General features: G+C 63.4%; 21 protein-coding genes and 2 pseudogenes. 17 read left to right on the top strand and 6 right to left on the bottom strand.

Annotated features, from left to right (window positions below):
• Positions 1–121 precede the first annotated feature (121 nt).
• Positions 122–1,189: a phytoene/squalene synthase family protein gene (locus tag LI336_RS08950; protein WP_227132779.1), complete on the top strand. Its 1,068-nt coding sequence runs from the start codon at positions 122–124 to the stop codon at positions 1,187–1,189.
• Positions 1,190–1,213: 24 nt separating this feature from the next.
• On the opposite strand, the pseudogene LI336_RS20380 reads toward LI336_RS08950, so the two are convergent.
• Positions 1,214–1,351, bottom strand: a pseudogene (locus LI336_RS20380) (hypothetical protein); the annotation flags it as partial.
• Between the two features lie 577 nt (positions 1,352–1,928).
• Here LI336_RS20380 and LI336_RS08945 point away from each other — a divergent pair.
• From LI336_RS08945 to LI336_RS08930, 4 genes are all read left to right on the top strand, one after another.
• Positions 1,929–2,867, top strand: coding sequence for a polysaccharide deacetylase family protein (locus LI336_RS08945; protein WP_227132778.1), 939 nt, complete (start codon positions 1,929–1,931; stop codon positions 2,865–2,867).
• A 179-nt stretch (positions 2,868–3,046) separates the two neighbouring features.
• The gene (locus LI336_RS08940; RefSeq protein ID WP_227132777.1) at positions 3,047–3,928 is read left to right on the top strand and encodes a GNAT family N-acetyltransferase; all 882 of its coding nucleotides are present in this window, start codon (positions 3,047–3,049) and stop codon (positions 3,926–3,928) included.
• A 2-nt stretch (positions 3,929–3,930) separates the two neighbouring features.
• A complete protein-coding gene (locus LI336_RS08935; protein ID WP_227132776.1) occupies positions 3,931–5,175 on the top strand; it encodes a glycosyltransferase family 4 protein in 1,245 nt (414 codons plus the stop codon).
• Positions 5,176–5,228: 53 nt separating this feature from the next.
• Positions 5,229–5,756, top strand: a complete 528-nt coding sequence (locus LI336_RS08930; protein ID WP_227132775.1) for a DUF1616 domain-containing protein — start codon at positions 5,229–5,231, stop codon at positions 5,754–5,756.
• Here the strand turns inward: LI336_RS08930 and LI336_RS08925 are convergent.
• The 3 genes from LI336_RS08925 to LI336_RS08915 all read right to left on the bottom strand — a co-directional run bounded on the left by LI336_RS08925 (position 5,745) and on the right by LI336_RS08915 (position 8,503).
• On the bottom strand, positions 5,745–6,275 hold the full coding sequence (locus LI336_RS08925; protein ID WP_227133205.1) for a metal-dependent hydrolase: 531 nt from the start codon (positions 6,273–6,275) through the stop codon (positions 5,745–5,747). The two genes, LI336_RS08930 and LI336_RS08925, sit on opposite strands and share 12 nt — an antisense overlap.
• Positions 6,275–7,534 (bottom strand): sulfatase-like hydrolase/transferase, encoded by a 1,260-nt coding sequence (locus LI336_RS08920; RefSeq protein ID WP_227132774.1) that lies wholly within the window; start codon positions 7,532–7,534, stop codon positions 6,275–6,277. Before LI336_RS08920 ends, LI336_RS08925 begins: the two co-directional genes overlap by 1 nt.
• 111 nt (positions 7,535–7,645) lie before the next feature.
• On the bottom strand, positions 7,646–8,503 hold the full coding sequence (locus tag LI336_RS08915) for an FkbM family methyltransferase (protein WP_227132773.1): 858 nt from the start codon (positions 8,501–8,503) through the stop codon (positions 7,646–7,648).
• 9 nt (positions 8,504–8,512) lie between these two features.
• Between LI336_RS08915 and LI336_RS08910 the strand changes: the two genes are divergently transcribed.
• The 8 genes from LI336_RS08910 (at position 8,513) to LI336_RS08875 (ending at position 20,238) form a co-directional block, all read left to right on the top strand.
• The gene (locus LI336_RS08910; RefSeq protein WP_227132772.1) at positions 8,513–9,820 is read left to right on the top strand and encodes a carboxylate--amine ligase; all 1,308 of its coding nucleotides are present in this window, start codon (positions 8,513–8,515) and stop codon (positions 9,818–9,820) included.
• A 34-nt stretch (positions 9,821–9,854) separates the two neighbouring features.
• Positions 9,855–11,282 (top strand): oligosaccharide flippase family protein, encoded by a 1,428-nt coding sequence (locus LI336_RS08905; RefSeq protein ID WP_227132771.1) that lies wholly within the window; start codon positions 9,855–9,857, stop codon positions 11,280–11,282.
• A 111-nt stretch (positions 11,283–11,393) separates the two neighbouring features.
• Complete coding sequence (locus LI336_RS08900; protein WP_227132770.1) at positions 11,394–13,619, top strand: DUF2206 domain-containing protein; 2,226 nt, start codon at positions 11,394–11,396, stop codon at positions 13,617–13,619.
• Positions 13,616–14,617 carry a glycosyltransferase family 2 protein gene (locus LI336_RS08895; RefSeq protein WP_227132769.1) on the top strand — a complete coding sequence of 334 codons (1,002 nt, stop codon included), beginning with the start codon at positions 13,616–13,618 and terminating at the stop codon, positions 14,615–14,617. Before LI336_RS08900 ends, LI336_RS08895 begins: the two co-directional genes overlap by 4 nt.
• 281 nt (positions 14,618–14,898) lie before the next feature.
• A complete protein-coding gene (locus tag LI336_RS08890; RefSeq protein ID WP_497007371.1) occupies positions 14,899–16,692 on the top strand; it encodes a glycoside hydrolase family 16 protein in 1,794 nt (597 codons plus the stop codon).
• Between the two features lie 210 nt (positions 16,693–16,902).
• Positions 16,903–17,829, top strand: a complete 927-nt coding sequence (locus tag LI336_RS08885) for an alkaline phosphatase family protein (RefSeq protein WP_227132767.1) — start codon at positions 16,903–16,905, stop codon at positions 17,827–17,829.
• A 99-nt stretch (positions 17,830–17,928) separates the two neighbouring features.
• Positions 17,929–18,801, top strand: coding sequence for a glycoside hydrolase family 16 protein (locus tag LI336_RS08880; protein ID WP_227132766.1), 873 nt, complete (start codon positions 17,929–17,931; stop codon positions 18,799–18,801).
• Between the two features lie 489 nt (positions 18,802–19,290).
• Positions 19,291–20,238 carry a glycosyltransferase family 2 protein gene (locus LI336_RS08875; RefSeq protein ID WP_227132765.1) on the top strand — a complete coding sequence of 316 codons (948 nt, stop codon included), beginning with the start codon at positions 19,291–19,293 and terminating at the stop codon, positions 20,236–20,238.
• Between the two features lie 118 nt (positions 20,239–20,356).
• Here LI336_RS08875 and LI336_RS08870 read toward each other — a convergent pair whose 3' ends face one another.
• Both LI336_RS08870 and LI336_RS08865 read right to left on the bottom strand, forming a co-directional pair.
• Complete coding sequence (locus LI336_RS08870; protein ID WP_227132764.1) at positions 20,357–22,699, bottom strand: PAS domain-containing sensor histidine kinase; 2,343 nt, start codon at positions 22,697–22,699, stop codon at positions 20,357–20,359.
• Between the two features lie 81 nt (positions 22,700–22,780).
• Positions 22,781–23,158 (bottom strand): hypothetical protein, encoded by a 378-nt coding sequence (locus LI336_RS08865; protein ID WP_227132763.1) that lies wholly within the window; start codon positions 23,156–23,158, stop codon positions 22,781–22,783.
• Between the two features lie 199 nt (positions 23,159–23,357).
• Between LI336_RS08865 and LI336_RS08860 the strand changes: the two genes are divergently transcribed.
• The 4 genes and pseudogenes from LI336_RS08860 to LI336_RS08845 form a co-directional block, all read left to right on the top strand.
• On the top strand, positions 23,358–24,311 hold the full coding sequence (locus LI336_RS08860) for a hypothetical protein (protein WP_227132762.1): 954 nt from the start codon (positions 23,358–23,360) through the stop codon (positions 24,309–24,311).
• Between the two features lie 65 nt (positions 24,312–24,376).
• Positions 24,377–24,979 (top strand): hypothetical protein, encoded by a 603-nt coding sequence (locus LI336_RS08855; RefSeq protein WP_227132761.1) that lies wholly within the window; start codon positions 24,377–24,379, stop codon positions 24,977–24,979.
• Positions 24,957–25,253 (top strand): DUF8150 family protein, encoded by a 297-nt coding sequence (locus tag LI336_RS08850; RefSeq protein ID WP_227132760.1) that lies wholly within the window; start codon positions 24,957–24,959, stop codon positions 25,251–25,253. Before LI336_RS08855 ends, LI336_RS08850 begins: the two co-directional genes overlap by 23 nt.
• Before the next feature lie 273 nt (positions 25,254–25,526).
• Positions 25,527–25,802 (top strand): annotated as a pseudogene (locus LI336_RS08845) (DUF8156 family protein); the annotation flags it as partial.
• Positions 25,803–25,979 lie beyond the last annotated feature (177 nt).

Here is a 25,979-nt window from a genome sequence, read left to right as displayed (position 1 = left end):
GCCGAACTCTGACCGCTCGAACCCGACGGAATCGGGGACTCGGGTCGGATTTGGGTCGCATCCGGGCCGCCGTTACCCCGGAGGCTTTTTGCCGCGGGGCCCTTTTGGTCGGATATATCTGATGAGCGGGCGTGAGTGTTATCGTGGTGATGTCGACGAGGCGTGGTGTCACGAGGCCGTACAGGGCGTGTCGAGGACGTTCGCCCTGACAGTCGACGTACTGGAGGAACCGATGTCGACCCACATCTGTCTGGGGTATCTCCTCTGTCGAGTCGCTGACACGGTCGAGGATGCGGGGCACTTCCCCCCCGAGGAGCAGGCCGCGCTCCTCCGAACGTACCGGGATGCGGTCGACCCGACCGCGGACGCGACCATCGAGGACTTCCGCGCCGACGTCGACGAGTACCTGCCTGCCGAGGACGAGCGAAACGCCGACTGGGAGGTCGTCGCGCGGTCACCGACGGTGTTCGCGACGTTCGCGGCGCTCCCCGAAGATGTCCGGTCGGCGGTCGTCGGCCCCGTCGTCGAGATGGTCGACGGGATGGCGGCGTTCGTCGAACGGTACAGCAACCAGGGTGGGCTCCGCATCGACGACGCCGAGGAACTCGAGGAGTACTGTCACTACGCCGCCGGGACGGTCGGCGAACTCGTCACGAACCTCTTGACGCGCACGGACGTCGACCAGGACCGCGCCCGCCGCATGCAAGGGACCGCCGAGGAGTTCGGGCAACTCCTCCAGTTGACGAACGTCTCGAAGGACGTCTACGACGACTGGGTCGACGAGAACAACGTCTACCTGCCCAACGAGTGGCTCGAAGCCGAGGGCGTCCCCCAGGAGGAGGTCGTCGAACCCGAACATCGCGGTGCGGCGGCGCGCGTCGTCCAGCGGACCGCCGACCACGCACGCGGGTTCCTCGACGACGCGCAGACGTACCTCGAGTCGATGCCGCTCGTGCACGGGAACACCCTGGAGGCGTGGAGCGTCCCCTTCCTCCTCGCGGTCGGTACCCTCCGCGAACTCGGCGCCAGACCCGAGGACGCGCTCACCGAGCGCGGCGTGAAGATCTCCCGCGAGGAAGTGTTCGCGGTCACGCACGCGGCCTCCACGACGGGCCGGGAGGCGCTCGCCGACCTCCGCGAGACCATCTCGCGCGAGCCCTACGAGGGCGTCGAGCAGCACGCGGACTGACAGGCGACGTCGAGACGCCGGACGTCAGGTCCGGAACTCGAAGCGAGCGCCGCCGTCGGCGCTCTCGGTCACCGACACCGACCAGTCGTGCGCGTCCGCGACGTCCGCGACGATGCGGAGCCCGAATCCGGTGCCGTCCGCGGCCGTCGTGTACCCGGACTCCGTCCGGTTGCTCGTCGGGCATGGTTCGACGGCGTTCCGGAACAGGTTCTCGAGGAGCTAGCTGAACCGGATCGTCTCGGCAGGGACGGTCGGTACGTCGCTGACGATGACTGACGGGGCGGTGATCGACACGGGAGCTCAGGTATTGGTCACCGCCGTCGCGACATCGACTGGCCCGGGTCGGCTGCGCCCTCGCCGTCGCGCAGGCGAGCGCGAGGAGGGTGGGAATCAATTCCACGTTCACCCGTCTCTCTCCACGAAGGCCGACGACGAGTCAGGCCCTTCTGACGGAGCCGACGGTGTAGACGGCCTCACGTCGGTCAGTCAGCCGGGTATATCAGAAACAATGGCTGTGTGCTTCTTGGAACTGTTTCCCGTACACAAGTGGTGATTGACGCTCGTTACAGGGAGGCAATCACTGTTTGTGCCAGCGGGAAACCGACCGGAGAGCCGTCTTCGAGGGTTCATCTCTCGAACCTCGCTCCGGTCGACACCTCGGCGAGTGGACGCACGAAGCCCGCTGATACTCGCCATATTCCCGTCATAACAATACTGGCAACGGTCCACTCATGACAAGATGGTAAAAGAGGCCGGAACACCGGAACGGAACGCGATAAGTTTCGACCTGGAACACTGGTACACTGCAACCCTTCTCGCGGACGAGGTCGACGACCCGGTTGACCACGTCGAAGACTCGGTCGAGATCGTGCTCAATGTCCTCGACCAGCACGACGTCACTGCCACGTTTTTCGTCAGCGGTGACCTGGCGGTCGCGTACCCGACGACCATCGGTGAGATCGCAGACGCCGGCCACGAACTCGGATCGCACGGCCACTCGCACACGCCCCTTTTCGAACTCACGCCGAGCACCTTCGAGACGGAGATTGAACAGTCGGAAACCGCAATCGAGGAGGCAGCCAACGTGGACGTCAAGGGATTCCGGGCACCGAACTTCTCCGTGACGCCGCGAACGGCGTGGGCGTTTCGGGTCCTGGAATCGAACGGCTACGAGTACGATTCGAGTGTCTTCCCCATGCGAACACCGATGTACGGCGTCAGTGGCGCGCCCGTCCAGCCGTACGTCGTTGACGACGAGGAACCCTTCCGTGAGGTCTCGAACGCCGCGAACCGGTCGGGGCTCATCGAGGTACCGATCGCGGTCGTCGGTTCGCGGCTCAGACTCCCAATCGCCGGCGGGTTCTATGCGAGACTCTTCCCCACGAAACTGCTCGAATGGGGCATTCGGCGACTGAACGCCGCCGGGATCTCTGCGACACTCTACTTCCATCCCTGGGAGTTCAACCCAGCAGTCCCGGTGACATCCCCCCCGATACACAAGCGACTGATCAGTTTCTACGGTGTCGACGGGGCTGTCGAGAAACTCGACCATCTCTTGGAGTCGTTCGAGTGGGGTCCTGTCGAATCGCTCGTTGACCGATCTCGACGCGTAGACGACGTCGAAACCACGCAGAACGCTCCCGAGGAAGCGGAGAGTGTCGAGGTGCCGTCGCGATGACGCCCCGAAGTACCTCGCGATTCACCGTCTCCGAGTGTGCGAACGTCGACGACTGGGACGCGTTCGTCAGAGAGCACGGTGGCGCACCGTACCAATCGGCCGCGTGGAGTGCTGCCATCGATACGTACGATCATACGGTTCGGAATCTGGTCGCCCGAGCGAACGGCGAGATCCACGGTTTGCTCCCGCTCGTTCGCATCGAGAGTCGCTTGTTCGGCGACCAGATCGTCTCCATGCCGTACTCCTCACTCGGGTCCGTTCTCGTCGGAGACGACAGAGCTGAGGAGACCACAGCAGTGCTCCTCGACAGTGCGATAGAGTTCGCGGACCAGACGGGTGTGGACCATCTCAGTCTCCGAGGGCGCGATCTCGGTGAGCGCGACCGACTCACGAAGAAACGCCGGTACGTTACGTTCCGCGTCCAGCTCGACAGGGACCCAGGAGACATATGGGACTCGATGAAAGCGAGCAGACAACGACAAGTCCGGCAAGCGATAGACGACGATTCGCTCACGTTCGAAGTCGGGACCTCGCTATCGGACCTCCGCGAGTTCTACCAGCTCTACTTGCGTACCATGCGGGGCCACGGAAGTCCGCCACACGACTTCGAGTTCTTCCGGACGCTCTGGGAACGATACTCGGAGACTGGCGTCTTCAGGCTCGGATTGATTCGGATGGACGGCCGCATCATCAACGGTGTTCTCGACTTGGCCCTCGGTGATCGCATCGCACAACACACGGTCGTCTCCGAGTACGAGGAACGGGACCGCAACGGCGGGAGTCTCCTCCACTGGAAGTCCCTTGAGTGGGGAGCCAAGAACGGATATGAAGCGTACAACTTCGGACGCACCCGTGAAGGGTCAGGCGTGTACATGTTCAAGAAGAGCTTCGGTGGCGAGAAGGTCTGGCTCGACGACTATCACTACTTCCCGGGCGACCCTGTCGATCTCACGGACGCCGAGGACGACGAATACGACGCCGCAAAGCGCGTGTGGCGACGACTCCCGATTCCGGTCACGCGAATCATCGGCCCGTATCTGCGGAAACAGATCAGTCTCTAACGATGCACGTCCTCTACATCCTCGGTCAGAGCTCGGGTGGACTCCCGCACTACACAGCGGAACTGGCGAACGCCGTCGCAACCGAACACGACGTAACCGTGATGAAACCCACCACCACGAGTGCGGACGACTTGTTCGCCGAGCACGTCGAACTACTCGAACCGTTCGAGCCACTGAGTGTCTCGATGCCGGCGCTCTACCGGCGGGAGGTATCGCCGATCGACTTCGCGCGCGGATTCCTCTCCTACGACCGAGTGAAGGACGCACTGGATGTCGATCCGGATCTTGTCCACGAGACCTCGGGTCTGTTCCCACAGGTCCAGCTATTCACACACCTCCATGGCATCGATTCGTTGCCGTTCGTCGTCACGCGCCACGAGGTCCCGCTGCGTCGATTTCAGGTCCGTCGGCCATCGCTCTGCGTCGAGGAGCTGTTACGCCTCGCTATCCCGACGCCCGATATGGACGCGACGATTGTTCACACGAAGAACCAGCGTGATGCGCTCCTCCGGCACGGCATGGACTCCGACGATGTCACGGTCATCCCTCACGGTGCGTACCAGGTGTTCGGCGACTACGACGACATCGCTCCGGAACCCGATTCGAACGTCGTCCTGTTCTTCGGGCACGTCGTCCCACAGAAAGGTATCGACACGCTCATCGAAGCGATCCCGATCGTAGCGGAGACGGTGCCTGACGTGACACTCCTCGTGGCGGGCGACGGGCGGATCCCGTCCGACGTTCGTCCCACAGTCGACGAACACTCCGAGCACTACGATATCAACACCGAGTACGTCCCGAACGATCGCGTGAGCAAGTGCTTCGAACGAGCGTCCGTCGTCGCCCTCCCCTACCGCGAGCAGGAAGGCGGGACGAAGGGTCATAGTGGTGCGCTCGCGACGGCGATCTCGTTCGGCAAACCAGTGGTCTCGTCCCGAGCTGGAGAGTTCCCGGAACTCGTCGGCGATCGCGGGTGCGGCCTCACCGTCCCTTCGGGCGACCCCGAACGATTGGCAGCCGTGATCACCGATCTCCTGACGGACGACGCCCGCAGACGAGGGATGGCCGCGAACAGCAGGGCGCTCGCCACCGAACTGTCCTGGGACCGTATCGCCGACCGACACGTCTCTCTGTACGAAGCGGTCCTGTCCGAGGGCCGGCCAGCGACCGAGAAGTCACGGTCTGATGACCACCCGGCGAGAGAACCCCTGCCCACCGACGACGGACCAGCGATCGATCACTCATGATGGACGCGAACCAATCCACCGACCGAACCGACAGCGGATCGACCCTTCTGACGATGGTGAACGACGACAGGGCACTCACCGAAACCGGGTCACAGGTCCTCGTCGCTGCCCTCTTCGTCCTCGCTGTCGGGAGCGTCTTCGCTGTCGCTTCCAGCCCCACGCCACCGGAGACCGACCTGTTCGTCGTGACCCAAGACGCCGACGGGTCGTACGTCGCATCGGACTATCCGGAGACGATGACTCGGAACGAGAGCGAACGCGTCTTCGTCGGCATTACGAACGAACACCGACAGTCGACGGTGACGGTCGTCGTTCTTCTCGAACGCGTCCAGAACGAGACGAACGGCTTCGAGGTGGTCGAATCCGAAGAACGAAAACGGATGACGGTCGCGCTCCGACCGGGTGAGACGCGTTATCTGCCCTACGATATCTCGCCGTCGATGACGGGTGACCGCCTTCGAGTCCGATTCCTCCTCTATGAGGACTCGCCTTCGGCCCAGCCGACGGTGGAACGCGCCCACCGCGACGTCTACCTCTGGGTGAACGTCACGAACGACGACGCGTCGAACTCATCGCTGTAACGAACGACGTGGAATCCCAGGGGTGCCGTCGGCCAGCCAGAGGAGAACCATCGCGACCAGTATCGCCCCCTCGAATCCGAACAGGTCAGCGACGTCGACAGAACCGAAGTCTCCGAACAGTGCTCGGTTCGTATCGTACGGCGGTAACGGAAGTAGCGGCCACCCGAGATAGTTCACGTAGGCGTACCGTCTCTCCGAAAGCGGATTGATGGCGTCCGTTAGGACGTGAGTGACGTACCCGGTCCCGAACGCGATCGCGTACGGAAGGCGGTTGATTCGTCGAGCGACCACCGCCAGCGCGCTGATGAGGACCGTCGCGGTGATGAGCGAGTGTGCGAGCGAACGACCGGCCGGGAGCACGGGCACCCACCAGGCGAGCGGTTTGTCGACGAGGTCCGGAAACTGGGACGCGAACGCCACAATCCAGACCTCGGGAGTGTTCGGTGGTCGTCGGTATCGAACGCGCGAGAGGACTGACCACGCGAGGTACGCCGCAGCGAGGTGGGCGGCCGGCCACATCACTGAATATACCCGAGATCACGCAGATGTGACTCTTGTTCGTCGCTCAACGTCGTCGCGGAGTCGTCGTCTCTCGGTTCCAGCGATTCGGGAACGACCGCTCGAGCACGCGCTTCGCTGAATGACGGCTCGCCGTATTCCACCGTCCCCGTAGCAGCCAAACGCAGCATGTTCATGGCCGCTCTCGCGGTCAAGTTCCGCCGATACGCCGGTGCGTACCCTCGGAAGAAATTGTCGTACGCGAGTGCGAGGACCCGTTCGAAAGTGGACTTCTCCAGGAAGACGTACCCACCGTCGTCGTCCCACGCCGATGTCGCGCCGTACACGGAGAGGTCGACAGTGTGGTCACGGACGCCAACCGGAAGGTGCTGCCAGACCTCGGACCTGGCCAGTCGATCCGCGTCCGGCACGCCCTGCCAACAATCCGTCCCGTCGACGTCGTCGGGTACCTCCCGGCCTTGGGCGGAGAGTACCGTCGGTGCGATGTCGGTACTTGACAGGACCCTAGATAGTCGTTCCCCTTTGGGTAGCCCGGCTCCCATGAAGACGATAGGGATGTCGACTATCGCCGGAGTGAGCGGGTGCCCGTGCCCGAACCGACCGCCGTTCTCGGGTTCTCCGAGGCACTGTCCATGATCGCTCGTGAAGACGACGAGCGTCGATTCGAGCAACCCACGCGCTTCGAGCTCCCGATACCGTTCCATGAACCGTTCCGCGGACGTCACGCAATCTCGCTCGTAGAGTGCAGCCAGCTCGTCCATCTCGGAGTACTCCTTAAAGAAAGCTCTCGTCGACTCGAAGACGCCGTTCTCGAACCCGTACGGCGCGTGTGGCCCGACGTCGTGGACAACGTTCGTGAACGGTGGTTCCAATGCTTCCAGCTCGATTTCCTCGCTCATCCGATGTATCTGGAGTGGTGGCTTCTCCGCTGGAGGGAGTTCGATCCAGACGGTCTGTGCATCGAACCCGACGTCAACCTCGTCCGTTTTGAGGAGTGGCGGTCGTTCCGGTAACCGGTCGTCGAACATCCAGACACGGTGCGTGCTCGGATACTGACCGGTCAAAATCGAGGGCAACGAGGAGGCGGTGAACGAACTGGGGGCAATGCCGCGTGCAGTCACCCCGCGTTCGGCTACGACGTCCGGGAGGTGATCGAACCGCATCGCGTCCGAAATGAAAATGAGAACGTTCTCGACCGCATCACGTCCCGACAGTTCCGTAAGCGGCGTCATCTCGCCGCCTCTCTCGTAGGAGGTCACGTTCGTCGTCTGACTGCCTGCCAGCATTGTAATTGACGCCGTATCGACCGTAACAGGAGACTATCCTGGAATCAGAACGAGCCAGGGCGCTCCCAGCCGATTCGACCGGCGTCAGTCGCCAACTTGGTTCACTCTCGTAGCCTCTCTGACCGCACGAACGAAGTAGACCGACGGCCGGTCAGAGGGTCCATCTTGGAGCTGTTCGACGGTGAATCCGGCGTCGCGGAGCATGGATTCGACCGCCAGCGCGGTCGTACCGTACCGCCGGCACTTCTCCGTGTGGATCTCCACGTAGATTGCGCGAACGTCGTCGAGGAGCGTCCCGAGTCCCTTCAAGACCGCGAGCTCGTACCCTTGGACGTCGATTTTGAGCACGTCTGGCTGTGCGATCCCCCCCGCAACCAGACTCTCTCCCCGTCGGACCGGGACACGGTCACCCGTCTCGTCCTCGGACAGATAATGATGTCCGGACCCGCGCTCGCTGAACTCGGAGGTGAGCGTTCCAATGTCATCAACGTCACCGAGTGCGACTTCGAGAACGGTCCAATCCACCGCTCGAGCGTTCCGTGAGAGGTTCTCTCGAAGCCGTTCGGCGTTCGACGGTTCAGGCTCGATAGCGACCACGGCTCCCGAGGGAACCGCATCGGCGAGCAAGCAACTGTGCGTCCCGACACACGCGCCAACGTCCCACACCGTCTCCGAGTCCTCGACGTCCCTGAGCATCGCCTCCAGGAACGAACCTTCCCCACCGAACTCCGTCGCCCGAACGTACTCTGAACGCGTCGACACGTCGAAGGTCGCGGTCCTGCCAGCGACTCCTGAAACCACGGTCGTCCCTCTGAACGCGAGGTATCGACGCCACAGCGACCCGTACAACGCGGAGAACACCGCCGACCGACCGACGCTGCGTCTCCAGACGCTTCGAACGAGCCGTCGACTCGTCTCGAAGATCGAGTGTGACAACGTCATCGACGAGGATTGCCGCGTGGCGCGCTTCGTTATATCCAGATTTCTCACGGCATAGAGTCTCTCCCTGACAGAAGCAAGCACTTATCTTTACACCAGGGACCCGACCGCACATCCATGTCCAGCACTCAGGTGAACCGGGGAACAGTCCTACTCCCGGCGGGGCACTCGGTGAAGGCGCTGACTTGCGTCAGATCGCTCGGGAAACGGGGCGTGACCACCCTCGTCGCAACAGAAGACCCCTCGGTGCCCGCTGGTGTCTCCCGATACTGTTCTGAAATCGAGAGCGTGAGATCACCGTACGAGGATATCGTCGAATACAAGAACGGACTTCTAGCGCTGGCGAAACGACCGGACGTCCGCACTATCATCCCGAACCGCGAAGTGGACGCGTACGTCCTCTCGAAGTACCTCGACGAGTTCGACGACCACGTCGCTCGGGTGTGGCCGACGTTCCCGGCACTTCGAGCGGTTCACGACGGTCTCGAACTCGCTCGCATCGCCGACAACGCTGAGGTCCCGGTCCCCGAAACGTGGACACTCTCCGCCGTCGAGGACTGGGACCGCGAACTCATCGTGAAGGCCCGTTACTCCATCCTCACAACTGACTACGTCGATTCGTTCTCGAAGACGGAGTGCGACGGGTGCCCCGACCCAATCCACCCCGAACCGGGACGAGAACCGTCACAGAGCACGATTGATGGAGCGATGCATGGACACGAACCGATCGTCCAGGAGTTCATACCGATAGCCCACGAGTATTCGTATCGAGCACTCTACGAGCACGGCAACTGCGTCGCTTCGAGCCTTCGTCGACAGATCCGTGGGAAGTCCTATGCCGGCGGGGCAAGCGTCTGCAGGGAACTGACGCGGAACGCGGAACTGGAAGCGCTCGGCGAACAGGTGCTCGACGAACTCGAATGGCACGGGCTCGCGACCGTTCAGTTCCTCGAGGACGCGAGAACCGGCGCGTACACGCTCGCAGAAGTCAATCCGCGGACATGGACGTCGATCCCGTGCGACGTCCGTTCTGGTGCCGATTTCCCGTACTTCGTGTGGCAACTCGCCACTGGGAACCGTGACGACATCGATTCGACGCACGAGACGGGGCTCGCGACTCACTTGCTGTTCGGTGAGCTGCAGTATCTGGCTAGCGTCCTCAGGGACGACTACCCGAACACGCCGAATCCCGGGTTGTTGAACTCTGTCCGCGACGTACTCTGGTCCTGTTACACCGACCCCCGATTCGACTATCTCACGTACGACGACCCTGCACCGTTCGCTCGAGAAGCACGCCACGCGCTCGAAGCCCTCACCTGACCGGATTCAATCCGAACAATATCCAGACGCTCCGATGAGCCTGAGCACGTCCACGTTCAAGATGCTGTTATCGAAGAGCGCGAACGCGATCCTGTTCTTCGGTGGCATCACCTTGTTCGCGAGACGCCTCCCATCGAACGAACTCGGGGTGTTCTTCCTCTACCTCGCGCTCCTCGGCGTCTGCTCCATCCCAGCAGACCTCGGGGTCCGCGCGGCTCTCGAAAAACGGCTCAGTGAAGGCGAGGCGGCCGCCGAAATACTCGGGTCCGCGCTCGCGTTCAAGACCCTGACGCTTGCCGTCGTCGGGGGTCTCCTGCTCGCAATGGGGACGTTCATCGACTCGTACGCACACTTCCCGATAACTCCATACCTCGTTCTGGGGCTGGTCGTCCAGGAATTCTCGCGGTTCTCGATACAGACCGTCCGCGGCGAACTCCGCGTCGGCGAAACCGCGATTATCGAGGTCGGCCGTCGATTCACGTGGGTTACGAGCAGCTTCCTCCTCCTCGAGTACGGGTACGGCCCCGAAGCCCTTCTGATCGGGCAGATAGTTGGGCGTTCCCTCGAGTTCGTTTGGGCGACGACGCGTGTCGACACGTCACTCGGCCGACCGTCGATCGCGCGCGTTCGCTCCATCGTCGCGTTCTCCAAGTACAGCACTATCACAGCCGTCGGTGGCCGCGTCTACCAGTGGATGGACGTCCTCGTCATCGGGTTCCTGCTCACGAACTCTCACGTTGCGGCGTACGAGATCGCCTGGCAGGTCACCCTCCTCGTCCTCCTGGTGAGTAACTCGATTCGACTGAACCTCTTCCCACAGATCAGTCAATGGGACGCTGAAGCGGCGACAGAACGCATCCAGAACGCCATCTCTACCGCCCTCGGGTACGTCCTCTACGTCTCGGTTCCCGCCATCGTTGGTGCCGTACTCTATGCCGACGAGATCCTCAGGTTCGTCTTCGGGGCGGAGTACACGATCGCGAGTACGGTTCTCGTCGTCCTCATGGTGGAGAAACTGTTCCAGTCCGTGAACGACGTCATCGGTATCTCGGTGAGTGCCATCGACCGCCCGGACCTGGCGGCCAAAGCCACGGTCGCCTCTGTTGGAGTCAACCTCGTTCTCACCCCGCTGCTCATCGTCACCGTCGGCTTCGTCGGTGCGGCCTACGCGACGATGCTCTCCTGGCTCGTAAACACGATACTCCACGGTCGATATCTCGCGCGACACGTCAACTTCGAGATTCCGGTCCGGTTACTCGCCTGGTACATAGTCTCTGCGGTGCTCATGGGGGGTATGCTGGCCGTCCTGAATCAGTACCAGCCAGTCACCGGAGTCACCGTCCTCTTCGCGCAGGTCGTCGTCGGAATGGTGCTCTACCTCGCGTTCTCGATTGCCAGCATCGACGTCAGGGATCAAGTGGTTCGACCTGCAGTTCATCTCCTCCGTCCCGACGCGAACTGAGAACGTACGCGACTCCAACGGGGTCTCACACAGATACATGTTTCTCGAGGACGCTAGGATGTAACTCGTTCATTACTATTCCTAACACTGCTGACTGTAAGCGTAGTCACAATGGCTCGCGTACGAGTGTTTCATTCGGCTTTGCAATCCTCTTCCGTCGGGGGTGTCGGACTGGCGCTGCTCACCAGCTACGCAATCGTGGGGCTCGTTGCCAGCGTCTACCCAGCCTTCGACGTCCTCCGACTCGTATTTGGACTACCACTCCTGCTCTTCGTCCCAGGCGCGATGCTCGCCAATTCGCTCGAACGCGACCTCGAAACCCCTGGCCGATTCTTGCTTTACGCCGTCGCATACAGCGTTGTCGTCCTCGCCGTTGTCGTCCTCGCTCTCGGGTTCCTCGGGCCACTGATCGGTATCGAGCGCCCGATAAGCGAGCTTCCACTTGCTATCGCACTCAGCGTCGTTGTCCTCGCGCTGGTAGCCTTCAATTCTCGGACTAACTCGCCATCAGTCTCTCACTGGCTCCCTGACCTCCACCCGCTCGGTTTGACCGTCCTCCTCGTCCTGCTACCGACGGTCGCCGCGGCAGGTGCGTTCGGAATGAAACGGTGGGGAAGCTCGCTCGGAGTGAGTCTCTTCATCGTCACTACCTGCGTCGTCGTGCTCCTTACATCCTCTCGGTACTTTCCAACCAGACAGTACCCGGCAGTTGCGTTCTTCGTCTCGATCTCACTACTCTTGCACCGTAACCTCGTCGCAGAGAGCGTCGTCGGTGCGGACATCCAGGGCCTCTACGGTTCGGCTGCGATGGTGCGCCGGACCGGTCAGGCGACCATCGAAGTCGTCGGACCGTCCATCTCGGTTCCGGTCGTGAGCGTCGTTCCCGCGGCATTCTCGACGTTGACTGGACTGGAGCTTAACCTCGTGTTCGTCCTCGTTCACTCGTTCCTCTTCGCGCTCGTCCCCGTGGGCGTGTACTACCTGTCCAGTGAGCATTTCGGTGCTCAAACCGCACTCTTCGCCAGCCTTTTCTTTAGCTTCTATCACGTCTCGTTCTACTTCACGCCCGGGAAACAACTCCTCTCTGAACTGTTCGCGATTCTCCTCCTGCTTGCGGTCTTCGGTCGAAACGCCGACAGCGTTCGGCGCTCGAGTCTCGGTCTTCTCGGAACCGGTCTCATCCTGACGCACTACGGGACGACCTATCTCCTGGCAGCGTCGATGCTCGTCGCCGCACTCGCCGTGACTGCACTGGACGCTTTCGTCGAGGATGTCGAGATCGAACGGTCGCTTTCCGTCTCCACGCCGGTATTGCTCCTGGTCGGAGCGACTGCATGGTACACCTACGCTTCCGCTCAAGTCGTCTCTCGCATGGCTTCCATTCCAGCGCAGATAACCGACCAACTCACCGTCCTCTTCTTCCAAGGACTCATTCCAGGAACGGGAGCGAGCTACGCGACCCAACAGACGACGATATTCGACCAACTCAACGTCGTTCTCTACATCGCCTTGACGCTACTGCTGGCGATTGGTCTCGCGAGCGTTGTCTACAGGAACCTCGAATCGGTTCGTCGCAGTGAGCAGCCTCGCACGCTCGAATACGCCGCAGTCGCAACCCCAATGTTCCTCTTCCTCGGCACGTCATACTTCTTATCATTCAGTCTATGGGCTGATCGGGTGTACCAGATGGTGCTTCCCGTCCTCGCGCCGTTCCTTCCGATCGGTTTCCTCGTCCTCAGATCGCTCGTCGACGATTCCGTCCCGTCCGTCGCAGCGGCGACCAACCGCGTCGAACGAACGTACGCGGTCCCGGTCCTCCTCGTCGTGCTGCTCGCGTTCAACTCCGGGTTCGTCTTCGCGCTCGCCGGGTCTGCGAATACGTCTACCTTCAGTGCCGACGCGAACGACCTCGCGTTCACGAGTCAGGAACGCCGTTCGGTCGAATGGCTCTCGGAACGAGCCGACATCACCCAATACGAGACGTACCGTGACGTTCCCGGGTCACGGATAGCAGTGGACGAGCCGCCGCGAGTCCAGGTGTACACTGACTCGTACAGTTCGCAGTTGTTTCGCTCCGCACTGCCATCCGCGTACCACCGTACGGAAGTCGTCTTACTGAAGAGCAAATGGCGACCATCGTTCGACGTCCATCGCGTCGACGATGGATTCGTATACGTGCGGACGCGAACCGTCACCACCTCACGGTCGGAGGGCGTCCAGCCAACGAGTTTCACCGAACCGGAGGTCGAATCCCTGTGTCGCTCCAATAACGTCCTCTACGACAGCGGGGCGGTTCGAATTCTGCGGTCGACCAACGCGACCACCTCCTCTCGATGAGCTCAGAAAACTCTGAATCCGATGCCGATGGACCGCTCGTCTCGTTCGTCGTCGCCACGTACAACCGTGCCGATGATCTCGCGGATGTCCTCGATTCCATCCTCGACGAGCGGTATCGTCCATTCGAGATCGTCGTCGTCAGTAACTCGACCGACGAGACGTCTTCGATGTTCGAGCCGGGTGCTCGGTTCGATCACGACCGGATCAGGTACTATCACTTCGACGGACGAATGGGTGTTCCGCAGGCTCGGAACGTCGGATTCGACCTCGCCGAGGGCGAGTACGTGGTTACGCTCGACGACGACGCCGTTTTAACGGGCACCGACGCCGCTCGTCGAGTGGTCTCGTTGTTCGACGAACACGACGACGTGGACGTCCTCGCGTTCCAGTGCCGAGACTACTACTCTGACGAGATCGCGCTCGGAGAGACGCCGGATCCACCAGCCTTCGAAATGACTCCTGCGGACTCGTATCGAGCTACCAACTTCGTCGGCGTCGGGAACGCGATCCGTCGCTCCACCTTCGAGTCCGTCGGTGGCTACCCGGATCACTTCGTCTACGGGTTCGAGGAAATGGACCTCTCTCTCCGCATCCATGACACAGGTGCTGACATCCTGTACACGCCGTCGATCGTCGTGAAACACAAGGGGTCGAACGCGGGTCGCATCACGGACCTCGAGACCCGCCGTCGATTGGCCGAAAACCGGATCAAGTTAGCCGTCCGGAACCTTCCGTGGCGCTACGTGTTCTTCACGGCGCTGGTCTGGTCGACGTACGCGCTCGTGGTCACTCGCCGACTGTCGTCGCTCGTCGAGTTACTCACCGAACTGTACTCGCTTCGTTCTGAACTACTCGAGGAGCGAGCGGTCGTCGACGCGAAGACCATTCGGCGGATCAAGTCGCGGAACACGATGTTGTTCCTCTGGTATTACGGACCGCATCCGCTCCGTATCTTCGGTCGCGATGGAAACGTTGACCGATTGAAGTGGGAAATCTGACAAGACGCACTGCTGACCTCGCAGTCTGAGGCGCGTAACGACTGATTACTACGTTTCATCGCCGGGCCTGCCCCTATTTTGATAGTCTCGAACCGTACGGACGTGACATGCGAAGACGACCTTCTCTGGGGTATGGTATACGTTTCTGACTCGTACCGATGCTCATTCACCTGTATCTGGTAACTAAACCTTGTGAATCAGCCGCTAACCTCATCAAGCCGAGTACAACCCATCTTGCATGTTGTAACAAAACCTATTCAGGCGATTTCTAATGTGGACCTGTGTCCGACGAACAAGCAAACCCTACTCGTCAGAGTAGTAACGTAAACGAATCGAATACGGATTGCACAGAAACGCAAGACGAAACCGGGAAGAATGATCCTACTATCCCCGACCTGGCGTTCAAACGACGGAATTATCTGAAAGCTGCGGGTGTCGCTGCACTCTCCGGTATCGGCCTGGGAGGTGTCACCGCTGGCGCGCCCACGGCCAGTGGCCCACCGAACGAATCCGATTGGACTCTCTCGTTCGAGGACGATTTCGACGGCACTGCACTCGATACCAGCAACTGGGGTATCGGGTGGGGCTGGGGGATGGGTGCCCCTGGCAGCAAGATTACCTGGGCGCGAGAACGACACGTCAACGTTCGTGACTCCATGCTCGTTCTCACCGCCTCCCACGAGGATTGGGAGTCCAACGGCGTTCTGTACGCTGGGAACGTACACTCGAAGGACAAGGTAACGGTCGAACCGCCTGTGTACTTCGAAGCGAGATGTAACTTCATTCAGGGCGTCGGGTGGCAGAACGCGTTCTGGTCGAAACCGAACGACGAAGCGTGGCCCCCGGAGATCGACGTCGTCGAGTACCTGCAGCCGTCCGCGAGCCGTGCTGACGAAAGCAGCCACAACCTCCACTACGCGGCGTCTGGCATCCCCGGTGACTCCTCGACCCATCGGTCGGTGAACGGAAGCCACGAGTACAGTTCGGAGTCCGAGTGGCCCGGAAACACGTTCCACGTATACGGTGTGGAATGGCGGGAGGACGCCATCCGCCACTACGTGGATGGACAACTCGTCGAGGAGACAACCGACCCGGACGTCCTCGAATCGTTCAATCGTGGTGGCCCTGAGTATCTCATGCTATCCCTGAACCTCGACAACGTCGGAACCACGGACAAGTCGGTGTCTTGGGAGGGCCGAGAGTACCTCACCGACTGGGTTCGTGTCTGGGATTACACGCCCGACTCGAGCGACGGTGGTGATACCGACACGTCTGAGAGTCACTACGTCTGGGTCCGGTCTGCGAACGGCGAGGAAGCGACGTTCGCGTTCCGAGCCGGTGACGGGAACATCAGACTCGACGATAGCGGCCAGGAAGCTGATTACTGGATTGCGGACGATGGTATGACTGCCGGCGGATCGGTCGCTCGCACGAGCAGCCTCCCAGGATTCCGTATCGACGGCCCCATCACGGACCTCGCGTACGACGGCCCCCTCGAGATTTACGTGGACGACCAGCAGGTCGACCCCGACACGCTCGTTGATCCGAACACCGAGGGTCCGACCGACCCCAACGCGTTACCGAACACGGTTACGATCGACGGGAGCCCGTACTCCGAGACCGCTTCGTACTCGGTGACTGTCAGCGACAGTATCGAACCGGCGAAGGAGATGAATCAAGCTGACTCTATCGACGGTGCCACCGCTACTGGGACGGTCGGTGGTGGTTCTGACAAGTACGCGTTCTCTGGCTCCATCGCCTCGCTCTCGGTGGACGGGAAGGCCGACGTTCGACTCAACGGACTCGCAGTCGACGAACTCGTCGTTCGACGGTCGTCCGAATCCAGCGGAACCGTCTCGTACATCGTCGAGACGACCGGTCGCCTCATGCAGAGTCGACAGGACGGCGCGACCATCGACAGCTCGGACGCTGTCGACTCGTCGAAAGCCAAAGGTCGCGTGGACGCCGACGCAGACGCGTTCTGGCTCGTCGATGGGGACGTCGTCGACGTTTCGACCTTCGGTGGTTCGGTCGTCACTGAACTGAACGGAACGGTCATCGACCGTACTGACTAGCGAGACGGCCGCTACGGGCCGTCCGTTACTACCCCGCTCTTTCTCCGGTCCTGTGAGAATCCGTCGTACGACCTCGTTTCTCTCTGTCTCGTACTGTCTCCAGTCTCCCCGCGTCACCCCTCGCATGGTGTGCTTGAAGACGTCGCTTACGTTGTATCCGTCAAGATAGCGTCTCAATAATCAAGACGATTCAGTCCTACCATCACTAATATGATAAACGCCACGACGCTCGCGAAGGGGGTCACGAGCGTTCCTGGTTTCGTTCGCGAATACGGGTTGCGAGGTGGACTCCAGCGGTGGGCGGGGCTTGCGTATCACCGTCTCAACGGCGGTATCGACGGCCGCTCTCTCTTCGAGATGGATTGGGACGTCTGCATCATCCTCGACGCATGCAGAGCGGACGAACTCGAACTCCAACGAGAGGCGCACGACTGGATTCAGGAGATCTCTCGATTCCCCTCACTCGCGTCGTGCACGTGGAACTGGCTGCCGAGGACGCTGCAGGTGACGCCAGACGACATCCTCTCAGAGACGACGTACGTGAGCGCGAACCCGTTCGCTGCCCGGTTCTGCGAGCCTTCGACGTTCGCTTGCCTCGACGAGGTGTACGAGTACGCGTGGGACGAACGTTGGGGAACCGTCCTCCCGAGACCCGTCACGGACCGAGCCATCCATCACGGCCGAACAGGGGACTCCGATCGGCTTCTCGTCCACTACGTGCAACCACACGTCCCGTTCCTGACGGATGATGCAGACCCCCTCAGCAAGCGGAACTTCGACCACGACGAACGAAGCGTTCCCGACGCCTGGGATCGAGTGACGCGTGGAGAACTCCCGCGCCAGACCGCGATTGATCGGTATCGAGAGACGCTTTCGACGGTCCTCGAAGACGTCGACCTGTTACTCGAAAACGTCGATGCCGACGACGTCGTCCTCACAGCCGATCACGGCGAGGCCTTCGGTGAGTTCGGTCTCTACGGGCATCCACAGAACGTCGACATGCCGTGTTTGACGCAGGTTCCGTGGGTCGAAACCTCGGCGACGGACCGTGAAACCCACGACCCTGCGCCGTACGAACCAGGGGTGTCCACCGTTTCAAGCGCGGACCAGCTCCGAGCGCTCGGTTATACAGAGTGATATGCCTGGGTTCGTGCAGTGGTTCGACGAGCGATTCCGACAGGTATCGTTTCGGACGCGGACTTCACTGACAGCCCCTCGTGAGTACCATTCTGACCGATGAATCGTCGGTCGTTCCTCGGATTCGTAAGCGGAACCGTCCTCTGTAGTCCCACAGCGACCACGGCCAGGAGCGTTGCGAACGCCGTCACTGCCCGTCCGACTGCGCCAGGGTGGGAACTCGTCCTCGACGACCGGTTCGAGTCGGACGAGTTGAACAGGGACATCTGGAGTATCGGCTGGGGATGGGGTCGGTCGACGTCGACGAGTCCGACCCGTATCGTCCCGGACAATGTCCGTGTCGACGACGATACACTCCGGTTGGTCGGAACGCACGACAGCGACTCGATTCTCTCCGGAGCTGTGAACACGAAGGACAAGGTACTGTTCGAACCCGACGCGTACCTCGAGGCCCGGCTCCGGTTCGCTCACCGAACCGGTTTCCAGAACGCGTTCTGGTCGAAAGCCAACTCCGAAGCATGGCCACCTGAGATCGATGTCGTGGAACGTTGGCAAGACCGCGACATCGAAATTCCTCGGGTGACGCGACATCACCTCCATTACTCTTCGTCGATGATTCCCGGGGACGATTCGACCCACCAGAACGCCGGGTTCCCATACACGCCAGGCGGAGACGTCTCCGAGACCTTCCACCACTACGGTGTCGAATGGCGTCGCGACAGGATTGTCCACTACGTCGACGGACTTCCCGTCCGCGTTTGGACCGACGGGACGATGCTCCGTGCGATGGCTCGCGCTGCGCCATTCTATGCGATGTTGTCGCTGAATATCAACAATATCGGGACCGCAGATACGTCGGTCCCGTGGGGCGAGTCGATGGACGTCGACCGGGTTCGGCTTTGGCAGGCCCGGGACAGCGCCGACTCCGAAACTGGTTTGCTGAACGACGGTTACGGACTCCGCCGTCGATAGAGACTGATTCAGGTGACCACGGCGTATCCGGGCAGCCCGTGGTCGCTGAACTCGTCTCCAAGTGTCACTTACCCATCTCTCTTTTCTACGTACTAACATCAACTCCGAGAGATATTCTCGATTTGATTTTCTGTACTATCCAGTTGTCGAATACTACTGCTTTCTTAGGAGAACACCATCAAGCAACATACAGTGGCTCCGTAGTACATAATAGCCGAGTTACAATCTCGCTTCCCAGTGAGGAAGACGTCGTACGATGGCCATCCCCGACTATCCTCATCAAACCACGATCAGTTGCCAGTTTCACGACCGTACTGCTCTCACCGGTCCGCCATGAGGGATTACGGAACGAATTCGAACTCCGATTCGACCGCTGACCTGCAGTCGGGTGTCTCGGAAACCCACGCGACGGAGATCGATTCGCTATACCGGTCTTCGGGGACCGACCCGAGTACGAACGGTTCGTCACCGGACGAGGTGCACACGCCGATGATGGTACCCGCGACGAAGTCGAGTGTCCGTTCCTTCGGGTTCGACGGGTCAGTGCTCGTGGCGATTCCGGCGTTCAACGAAGCGGCGACGATCGGTGCGGTCGTCAGGGAGACCGAACCGCACGCCGATGCGGTTCTCGTGGTTGACGACGGGAGCGACGACGACACTGCACGTGATGCGGTGGACGCTGGCGCGCACGTCCTCACACACCCCGAGAACAGAGGGTACGGTGCGAGTCTGCAGACGATATTCGAGGCTGCACGAGCGGCGAACGCGGAGACGCTCGTCGTACTCGACGCCGACGGGCAACACGATTCGAGCGACGTCCCGGTACTCGCTCGGCTGTGCGAGCGTGACCGCACAGACATCGTCATCGGCAGTCGGTTCGTGGGTGACGACCCCACGAACATCCCTCAGGTCCGCTCTTTCGGCATCCGCGTTCTGAACATCCTCATCAATCTCTCAACAAAACGGCTGTCCAGGGACTCCTGGGTCTCCGACACGCAAAGCGGCTTCCGCGCGTACTGCCCTCGGGCGATCCGGTCGCTTGCAGCGGATGACTCTATCGGTAATCACATGGGAGCAAGTGCGGATATTCTCCGGCACGCACGCGAACGCGGGTACTCTATCGTGGAAGTCCCGACTTGCACCACGTACGCCGTCGAGAACCCGAACACGAAACCGCCCGTCCGCCACGGGCTCTCTGTCGCCCTGAGCGCCGTCAAGCCGCTCGCGTTCGAGCATCCGTTTACCACGTTCGGTGTTCCTGGGTTCCTGTTCCTCTCGTCGGGTATCGCGCTTCTCTCCGGGGTTTCCGCCGGCGTCGTCGGTTCCAATCCGGTGACGGCCGCGCTGGCTGTCGCCGCGACCGTCTCGTTCCTTCTCGCCGCGTATCTGCTCGCCGTCGCGCTCGGCTACACCTACGGCTCGGAGACTCTGCGGTAGCTCACGTTCTGGCACTCGGACTCGGGTCCTGACGCTTCGGTCTTCGTGGTCGTCGAGTCGCTCGGAGGGCCTGTCTCACACTCGGTTGTCAGGGTGGTTTTGGCGAGTGTACTGAGCGTCAGGTCCGGAACTCGAAGCGAGCGCCGCCGTCGGCGCTCTCGGTCACCGACACCGACCAGTCGTGCGCGTCCGCGACGTCCGCGACGATGCGGAGCCCGAATCCGGTGCCGTCCGTGGCCGTCGTGTACCCGGACTCGAACACGCGCTCGCGCTTCTCCGGCGGGATACCTGGGCCGTCGTCGGCGACGTAGAACCCGTCGTCGTCCGCGAGCGCGTCGACCGTCACCGAGACGCCAGCGTCGGCGTGTTCGACGGCGTCACCGGACTCCGTCTGGTTGCTCGTCGAGCCATGCTCGACGGCGTCACCGGACTCCGTCCGGTTGCTCGTCGAGCCATGCTCGACGGCGTTCCGGAACAGGTTCTCGAGGAGCTGCCGGAACCGGGTCGGGTCGGCGTCGACCGTCGGCACGTCACCGACCGTCACCGACGCCTCCGTCGACGAGACCGGCGCCCACGCTTCGGTCACCGCGGTCGCGACGGCCACCGGCTCGAGCGCAGCCACGCCTTCGCCGGCGCGCGCGAGCGTGAGGAGGTCGTCGATGAGTGCGTCCATCCGCGTGATGGCGTCGCGGACGCGCTCGAAGTCCTCCGGGTCCCCGCGCTCCTCGGCCATCTCGAGTTCCGCCTGCATGAGCGTCAGCGGGTTCCGGAGGTCGTGACTGACGACGTTCGCGAACTCCGACAGCCGCTCGTTCTGCTCGCGGAGCTGCGCGACGCGGTCGATGCGTGACAGCGCCGTCGTCAGGTGGCCGGCGAGCAATTCCGCGAGCTCCAGGTCCGTCTCGTCGAACGCGCTCGGTGCGTTCGCGACCGCCTGGAACACGCCGTATTCGCCGACCGGGACGGAGATGACGCTCTGGAACGCGCCCTTCGGGTCCGCGTCCTCGAACGCGTCGAGGTCGTCCACGTGGAACGATTCGCCGGTCCGGTAGGTCAACCCGGCGACGCCGTCGTCGACCGACATCCGCATCGTCCACGTCTCCTCCAGTTCGTCCGACGCCGCGACGACATCCAGGTAATCGTCGTCCTCGAGGAGGCTCACGCCGCAGAACTCCATGTCGAGCACCTCGGTCGCTGCGGCGACCGTGCGCTCGCTCGCCTCCGTCGGCGTCTCCCTCGTCTTCAGGTCCGACCCGACCGTGTTCAGCGTCCGGAGCGCTCGTTCGCGACGCACTCGCTCGCCGACGTCCTGGCCGACGCCGACGACGCCGACGACGTCGCCGTCGTCGTTCTCGACCGGCCGTAGCCGGAACTCGCAGTCGATCGTTCCACCGGTCGCCGTCGACACGCGCGTCTCGAACGCCACCGCGTTCCCGTCGAGCGCCGTCTCGAGCGCCGCAACTGCAGCGTCCCGGTCCGTGGACGGGAACAGCGACGCCGGGTCGAGCGACTGGACGGTCGCCTCGTCGTACCCCAGGAGTTCTCGCAGGTGCTCGTTCCCGAACTGGATGCGCCATTCCGCGTCCGCGACGAACAGGAGGTCCTCGAGGCCGTCGAGCGCGGCTGGAAGCACCGCGCCACGTCGCGTGAGCGCCCGGACCGGGTCGTGGCGGTCCGTCACGTCCTTCGCGACCGTCTGCGCCACCAGTTCGTCGTCGTAGTACGCTGGCGACGTCGTCACGGCCGCGTGCCGTATCTCTCCGTCCGCGGTCAGCAACCGTAACTCGACCTCCGCCGTCGACGTTCCGCCCTCGAGGACGTCGTACAGGCCGACCATCGCGCGTTCGCGGTCCGCCGGATGGACGAACGACTCCACTCGCTCGCCGACCATCGCTGGCGCGTCCCCGTACCCGAGGTACGTCGCTGCGCCACCGGTGGCGTGCACGACCCGTCCGTCGTTCCCGACCAACAGCACGGGGACGCTCGCCTCGTCCAACAGGGCGTCCCGGCTCTCGTAGGTCACCGACGCCTGCCGCGCGTTCCGACGCCGCCGCACCGCGTTCTCGACGCGATTCTTCACCACGCGCACCCTGACGTCGTCTCTCCTCCCGTCGTCGTTCTCGCCGTCGACGTTCTCGACCGGGACGAGGTCGTCGGCGCCTGCCTCGAGCGCGTCCACCGCGACGTCGTCGATCGCCTCCTCGACCGCGGCGAGCACCGCCGGCGAACCGTCGGCGGCGGTGAGCTCCGTGACCGCGTCCGCGACCGTCGACCCCGCTCCGGCGACGACCACGCACGCGACCGCGCGCTCGGCGAGGACGTCCGCCGCCGTCGTCACCGTCGAGACTCGGCGTACCGAGAACGTCTCGCGTACCTCGTCCGGGAGCACGACCCCGTCGTCCGACGTCCCCGCGAGGTCCAGGAAGAGGACGTCGACGTCCACCCTGCCCCCATCGGTCATACCCTAGTCAGCGAGTCTCACTCAAAGAGTCTTCTGGGGCGACCATGGTCGGGGTCCCCTCGCATCAGTGGCGCTCGCGCACTAGCCGCGTTTCCGAACCTCGACGGTGACGATGTCGCCGTCGACGCGGACGTAGAGCGTCGACGAGTCGACGCCGCTGCCGACGTTCACCCTCGACCGGTCGGTGATCGTGCCGTTGACCGTGACGGACGCGTTCCGGTCGTGCGCCGCGACCGCCGCCTCGCGGACCGGATGACCAGCCTCGAACTCGGAGACCTCGTACGTCTCCGCCGGTGGATTCAGTGGTGCGTCGCGGGGTTCGGCGGTCGCCGTCACCGCGACCGGGCCGCCGCTCCCGACGAGGAGGAACCCGCCGACGGCGGCGACGAGCAGGAGGACCGCAGCTATCGGCATGAGCGTCTTCACGTCGTCCGCGTTCGGGTCCGGAACGTGACGCATGGGTGACGGTTCCGCGGCCTCGCTTAGGTATCTTGTCCCGTCGTCATCGCCGCCGCCGGCGCCCGCGGGCGCTTTCCGGAAACGTCCATTCGCGTTCCTCGCGGGCGCTGACAGCCGACGAACCGGGGACTGCCGCTTTCCGGAAGTTTCCGGAAACGACACGCCTCGCGTTAACCCGACCGCGGTCGTTCCCTCAACCATGCAGGACTCGACCCAGCAGGACGCGCCGACCCAGCCCGAGCGCGGCGCGGACCGGAACGAGCGCGCGCTCGCCGCCGACGACCAGCTCGACCCCGTGCTGCCGTCGCTCGACGACGGCGTCACGCTCCTGGACGTCGACGGCCGCGGCGTCCCCGTCCTCCAGTCGCTCGCGCTCGACCACCTCCTCACGCACGACGGCCCCGCGCTCTGGGTGGACACCGCCGGGTGCGCGCGCACTACGACGCTCGCCAGGGTCGCGCCGACGTGGCGGCTCCTCGAACGCGTCCACGTCGCCCGCGGGTTCACGCCCTACCAGCATCACGCCGCCGTCGCGGACGTTCCCGACGCCGCAACCGACCTCGTCGCTCGCGACGACGCCGTGGACGCGCCCGCGCTCCTCGTCGCCCCCGTCGTCGACGGTCGCTATCGCGACGCCGACGACCTCCCCCGCGAGCACGCCCACCAGCTGCTCGCGCGAACGCTCGCCCGCCTCCGCCGGTACGCCGACACCTACGACGCGCCCGTCCTCCTCACGCGCACCGGCGACCGGGACGCGACCGCTGCCGGCGCCGGCACCGTCGACGCCACCAGCGCCGACGCGTTCGCGGACATCGTCGACCGTACCGCCGACCACCGTCTGCGCTGCGAGCGGACCGCGCAGGGGCCGCGGTTCGTCGGCGACGACGCCGAGACGCTCGTCTACCCGCAAGCCGACGGCACCCTCCAGACGACGCTCTCGTACTGGCGGACCGTCCTCCACCAGCGCGCCAGCGCCGCCGGCGTCGAACCCGCCGGCGCGACGCCGGCCGCGAACGCCGACGCCGCCAGCGCACCCGGTCCGAGCGCGGCCACGACCCGGTTCGGCGACGCCGACGGCGGCCTCGCCGACGGCGCACGCGGTCACGGCACCGCCCACGAACACCTGCTCTCACCCTGGCAGCACGGCCGTTGAACGCACCGCGCGCTGGCATCGACGACGGGACCGTTCTTTATACCGTTGCCCGCGCAAGGCGACGTATGGGCGGCGTGACACTGCGCGAGGGCGAACTCGTGGTCGAGCGACCACCGAACGACCTCGACGACCTCGCGATCGCCTTCTCGACGGTCCTCTCGCGACTCGACGTCGAGCACGCGTTCGTCGCCGGGTACGTCGCCATCCTCACCGGACGAGCGCGCGCGACCGACGACATCGACGTCCTCGTCGAACCGCTGTCCACCGACGAGGCCGAGGAGCTCGTCGCGACCCTCGAGGACGAGGGCTACTGGGGGCCGGCGGCGCCGCTCGACGACCTCCACGGGAACCTCGACGTCGGGACGAACATCTGGGTCGCGCCGGACGGCCAGATGACCCCGCACCTGGAGGTCAAGTTCCCGACGGACGAGTTCGACCGGGCGTCGCTGTCGAACGCCATCGACGCGCACGTCGGCGACGCGACGATACCCGTCGGCCCGCTCGAACTCCAGATCGCGTACAAGCTCCGGCTCGGCGCGCAGAAGGACTTCGAGGACGCGGCGCACCTGTACGCGCTGTTCGAGGAAAGCCTTAGGGCGACGCACCTCGAAACGTGGAGCGAGCGACTCGGGGTGACAGACGAGTATGAGCGACTCCAGTCGATCTGACGCGCTCGACGCGAAGCATCGCGCGAACCGAGCGTCGCGGCTCGAGGACGTCAAACGCTGGGTCGCGTACGTCCGCGAGCAGCCCCCGGAGGTCTGGGGCGCGGAACAGAACCGCGTCGTGAACGCGCAACTGGCGAGCGCCCGCGAGACGGAGACCTCCCCGGAGCACGAACAGCGCGTGCGAGCGTTCGGCGAGGCGATGACCGCGGCCGACGGGGACGCGTCCGACGACGCCGCGGACGCGACCGACGACGCCGAGGCATCCGACGAGTAGGGCCGGCGTTCGGTCGTCGACGCACCGTTTCCGGAAACCCCGGAACTGGACGTAGAGCCCCGTAGCGACGGCGCCGCCGCCGGAATCGTGCTTTCCGGAAGTTTCCGGAAACGACACGCCTCGCGTTACGTGCCTGGTGGTCGTCTCGTCGCGTATGCAGCATTCGTCCCGCATCGATGACCGCCTCCACTCGCCGTCTCGCATCGCTCGCTCGACAGTCAGCCGTGCGTTCGCCCGCCCGACCGTTCGCCGCGCTCGCGGGGGTGGTGCGTGATGGGACGAACGAACCCGACGTACCGCGATGCGCTGTCGGCCATCGAGGACCGCTGGTCGCCGTACCGGAGAGCGCTCCGCCGCCGGGACCGCGAGCGCTTCGACCGCCTGTTCGGGTACGCTCGCGGGCACGCCGACGCCGCCGGCGCTCGCAACCACCGGAACCCGCTCGTCGCGGCGCTCATCGGTATCGCGCTCGAACAGGAGCGCCGGCACGACGACGCCGAGCGCGAGCGCGAGGGGCTGGCGGACGAGCTCGCGGCGGTCGCGGACCGCCTGGACCGAATCGATGGCCGCCTGAACCGGATCGACGGACGAATCGAGCGCATCGAGGGTCGCGTGGACGACGTCGAGGCGGCGGTTGACGCGGCGGCGCTCGACCACCAGCTCGATGCGGCGGACTACCCGCCGGCGGTGACCGCGCTCGCGAACCGCCTCGGCGACGCGGAGGTA

This window comes from Halorubellus salinus (assembly GCF_020567525.1).
GTDB lineage: Archaea > Halobacteriota > Halobacteria > Halobacteriales > Natrialbaceae > Halorubellus > Halorubellus salinus.
The sequence above is the reverse complement of the archived record's forward strand: the minus strand, read 5'-3'. Positions and strand labels throughout refer to the sequence as shown.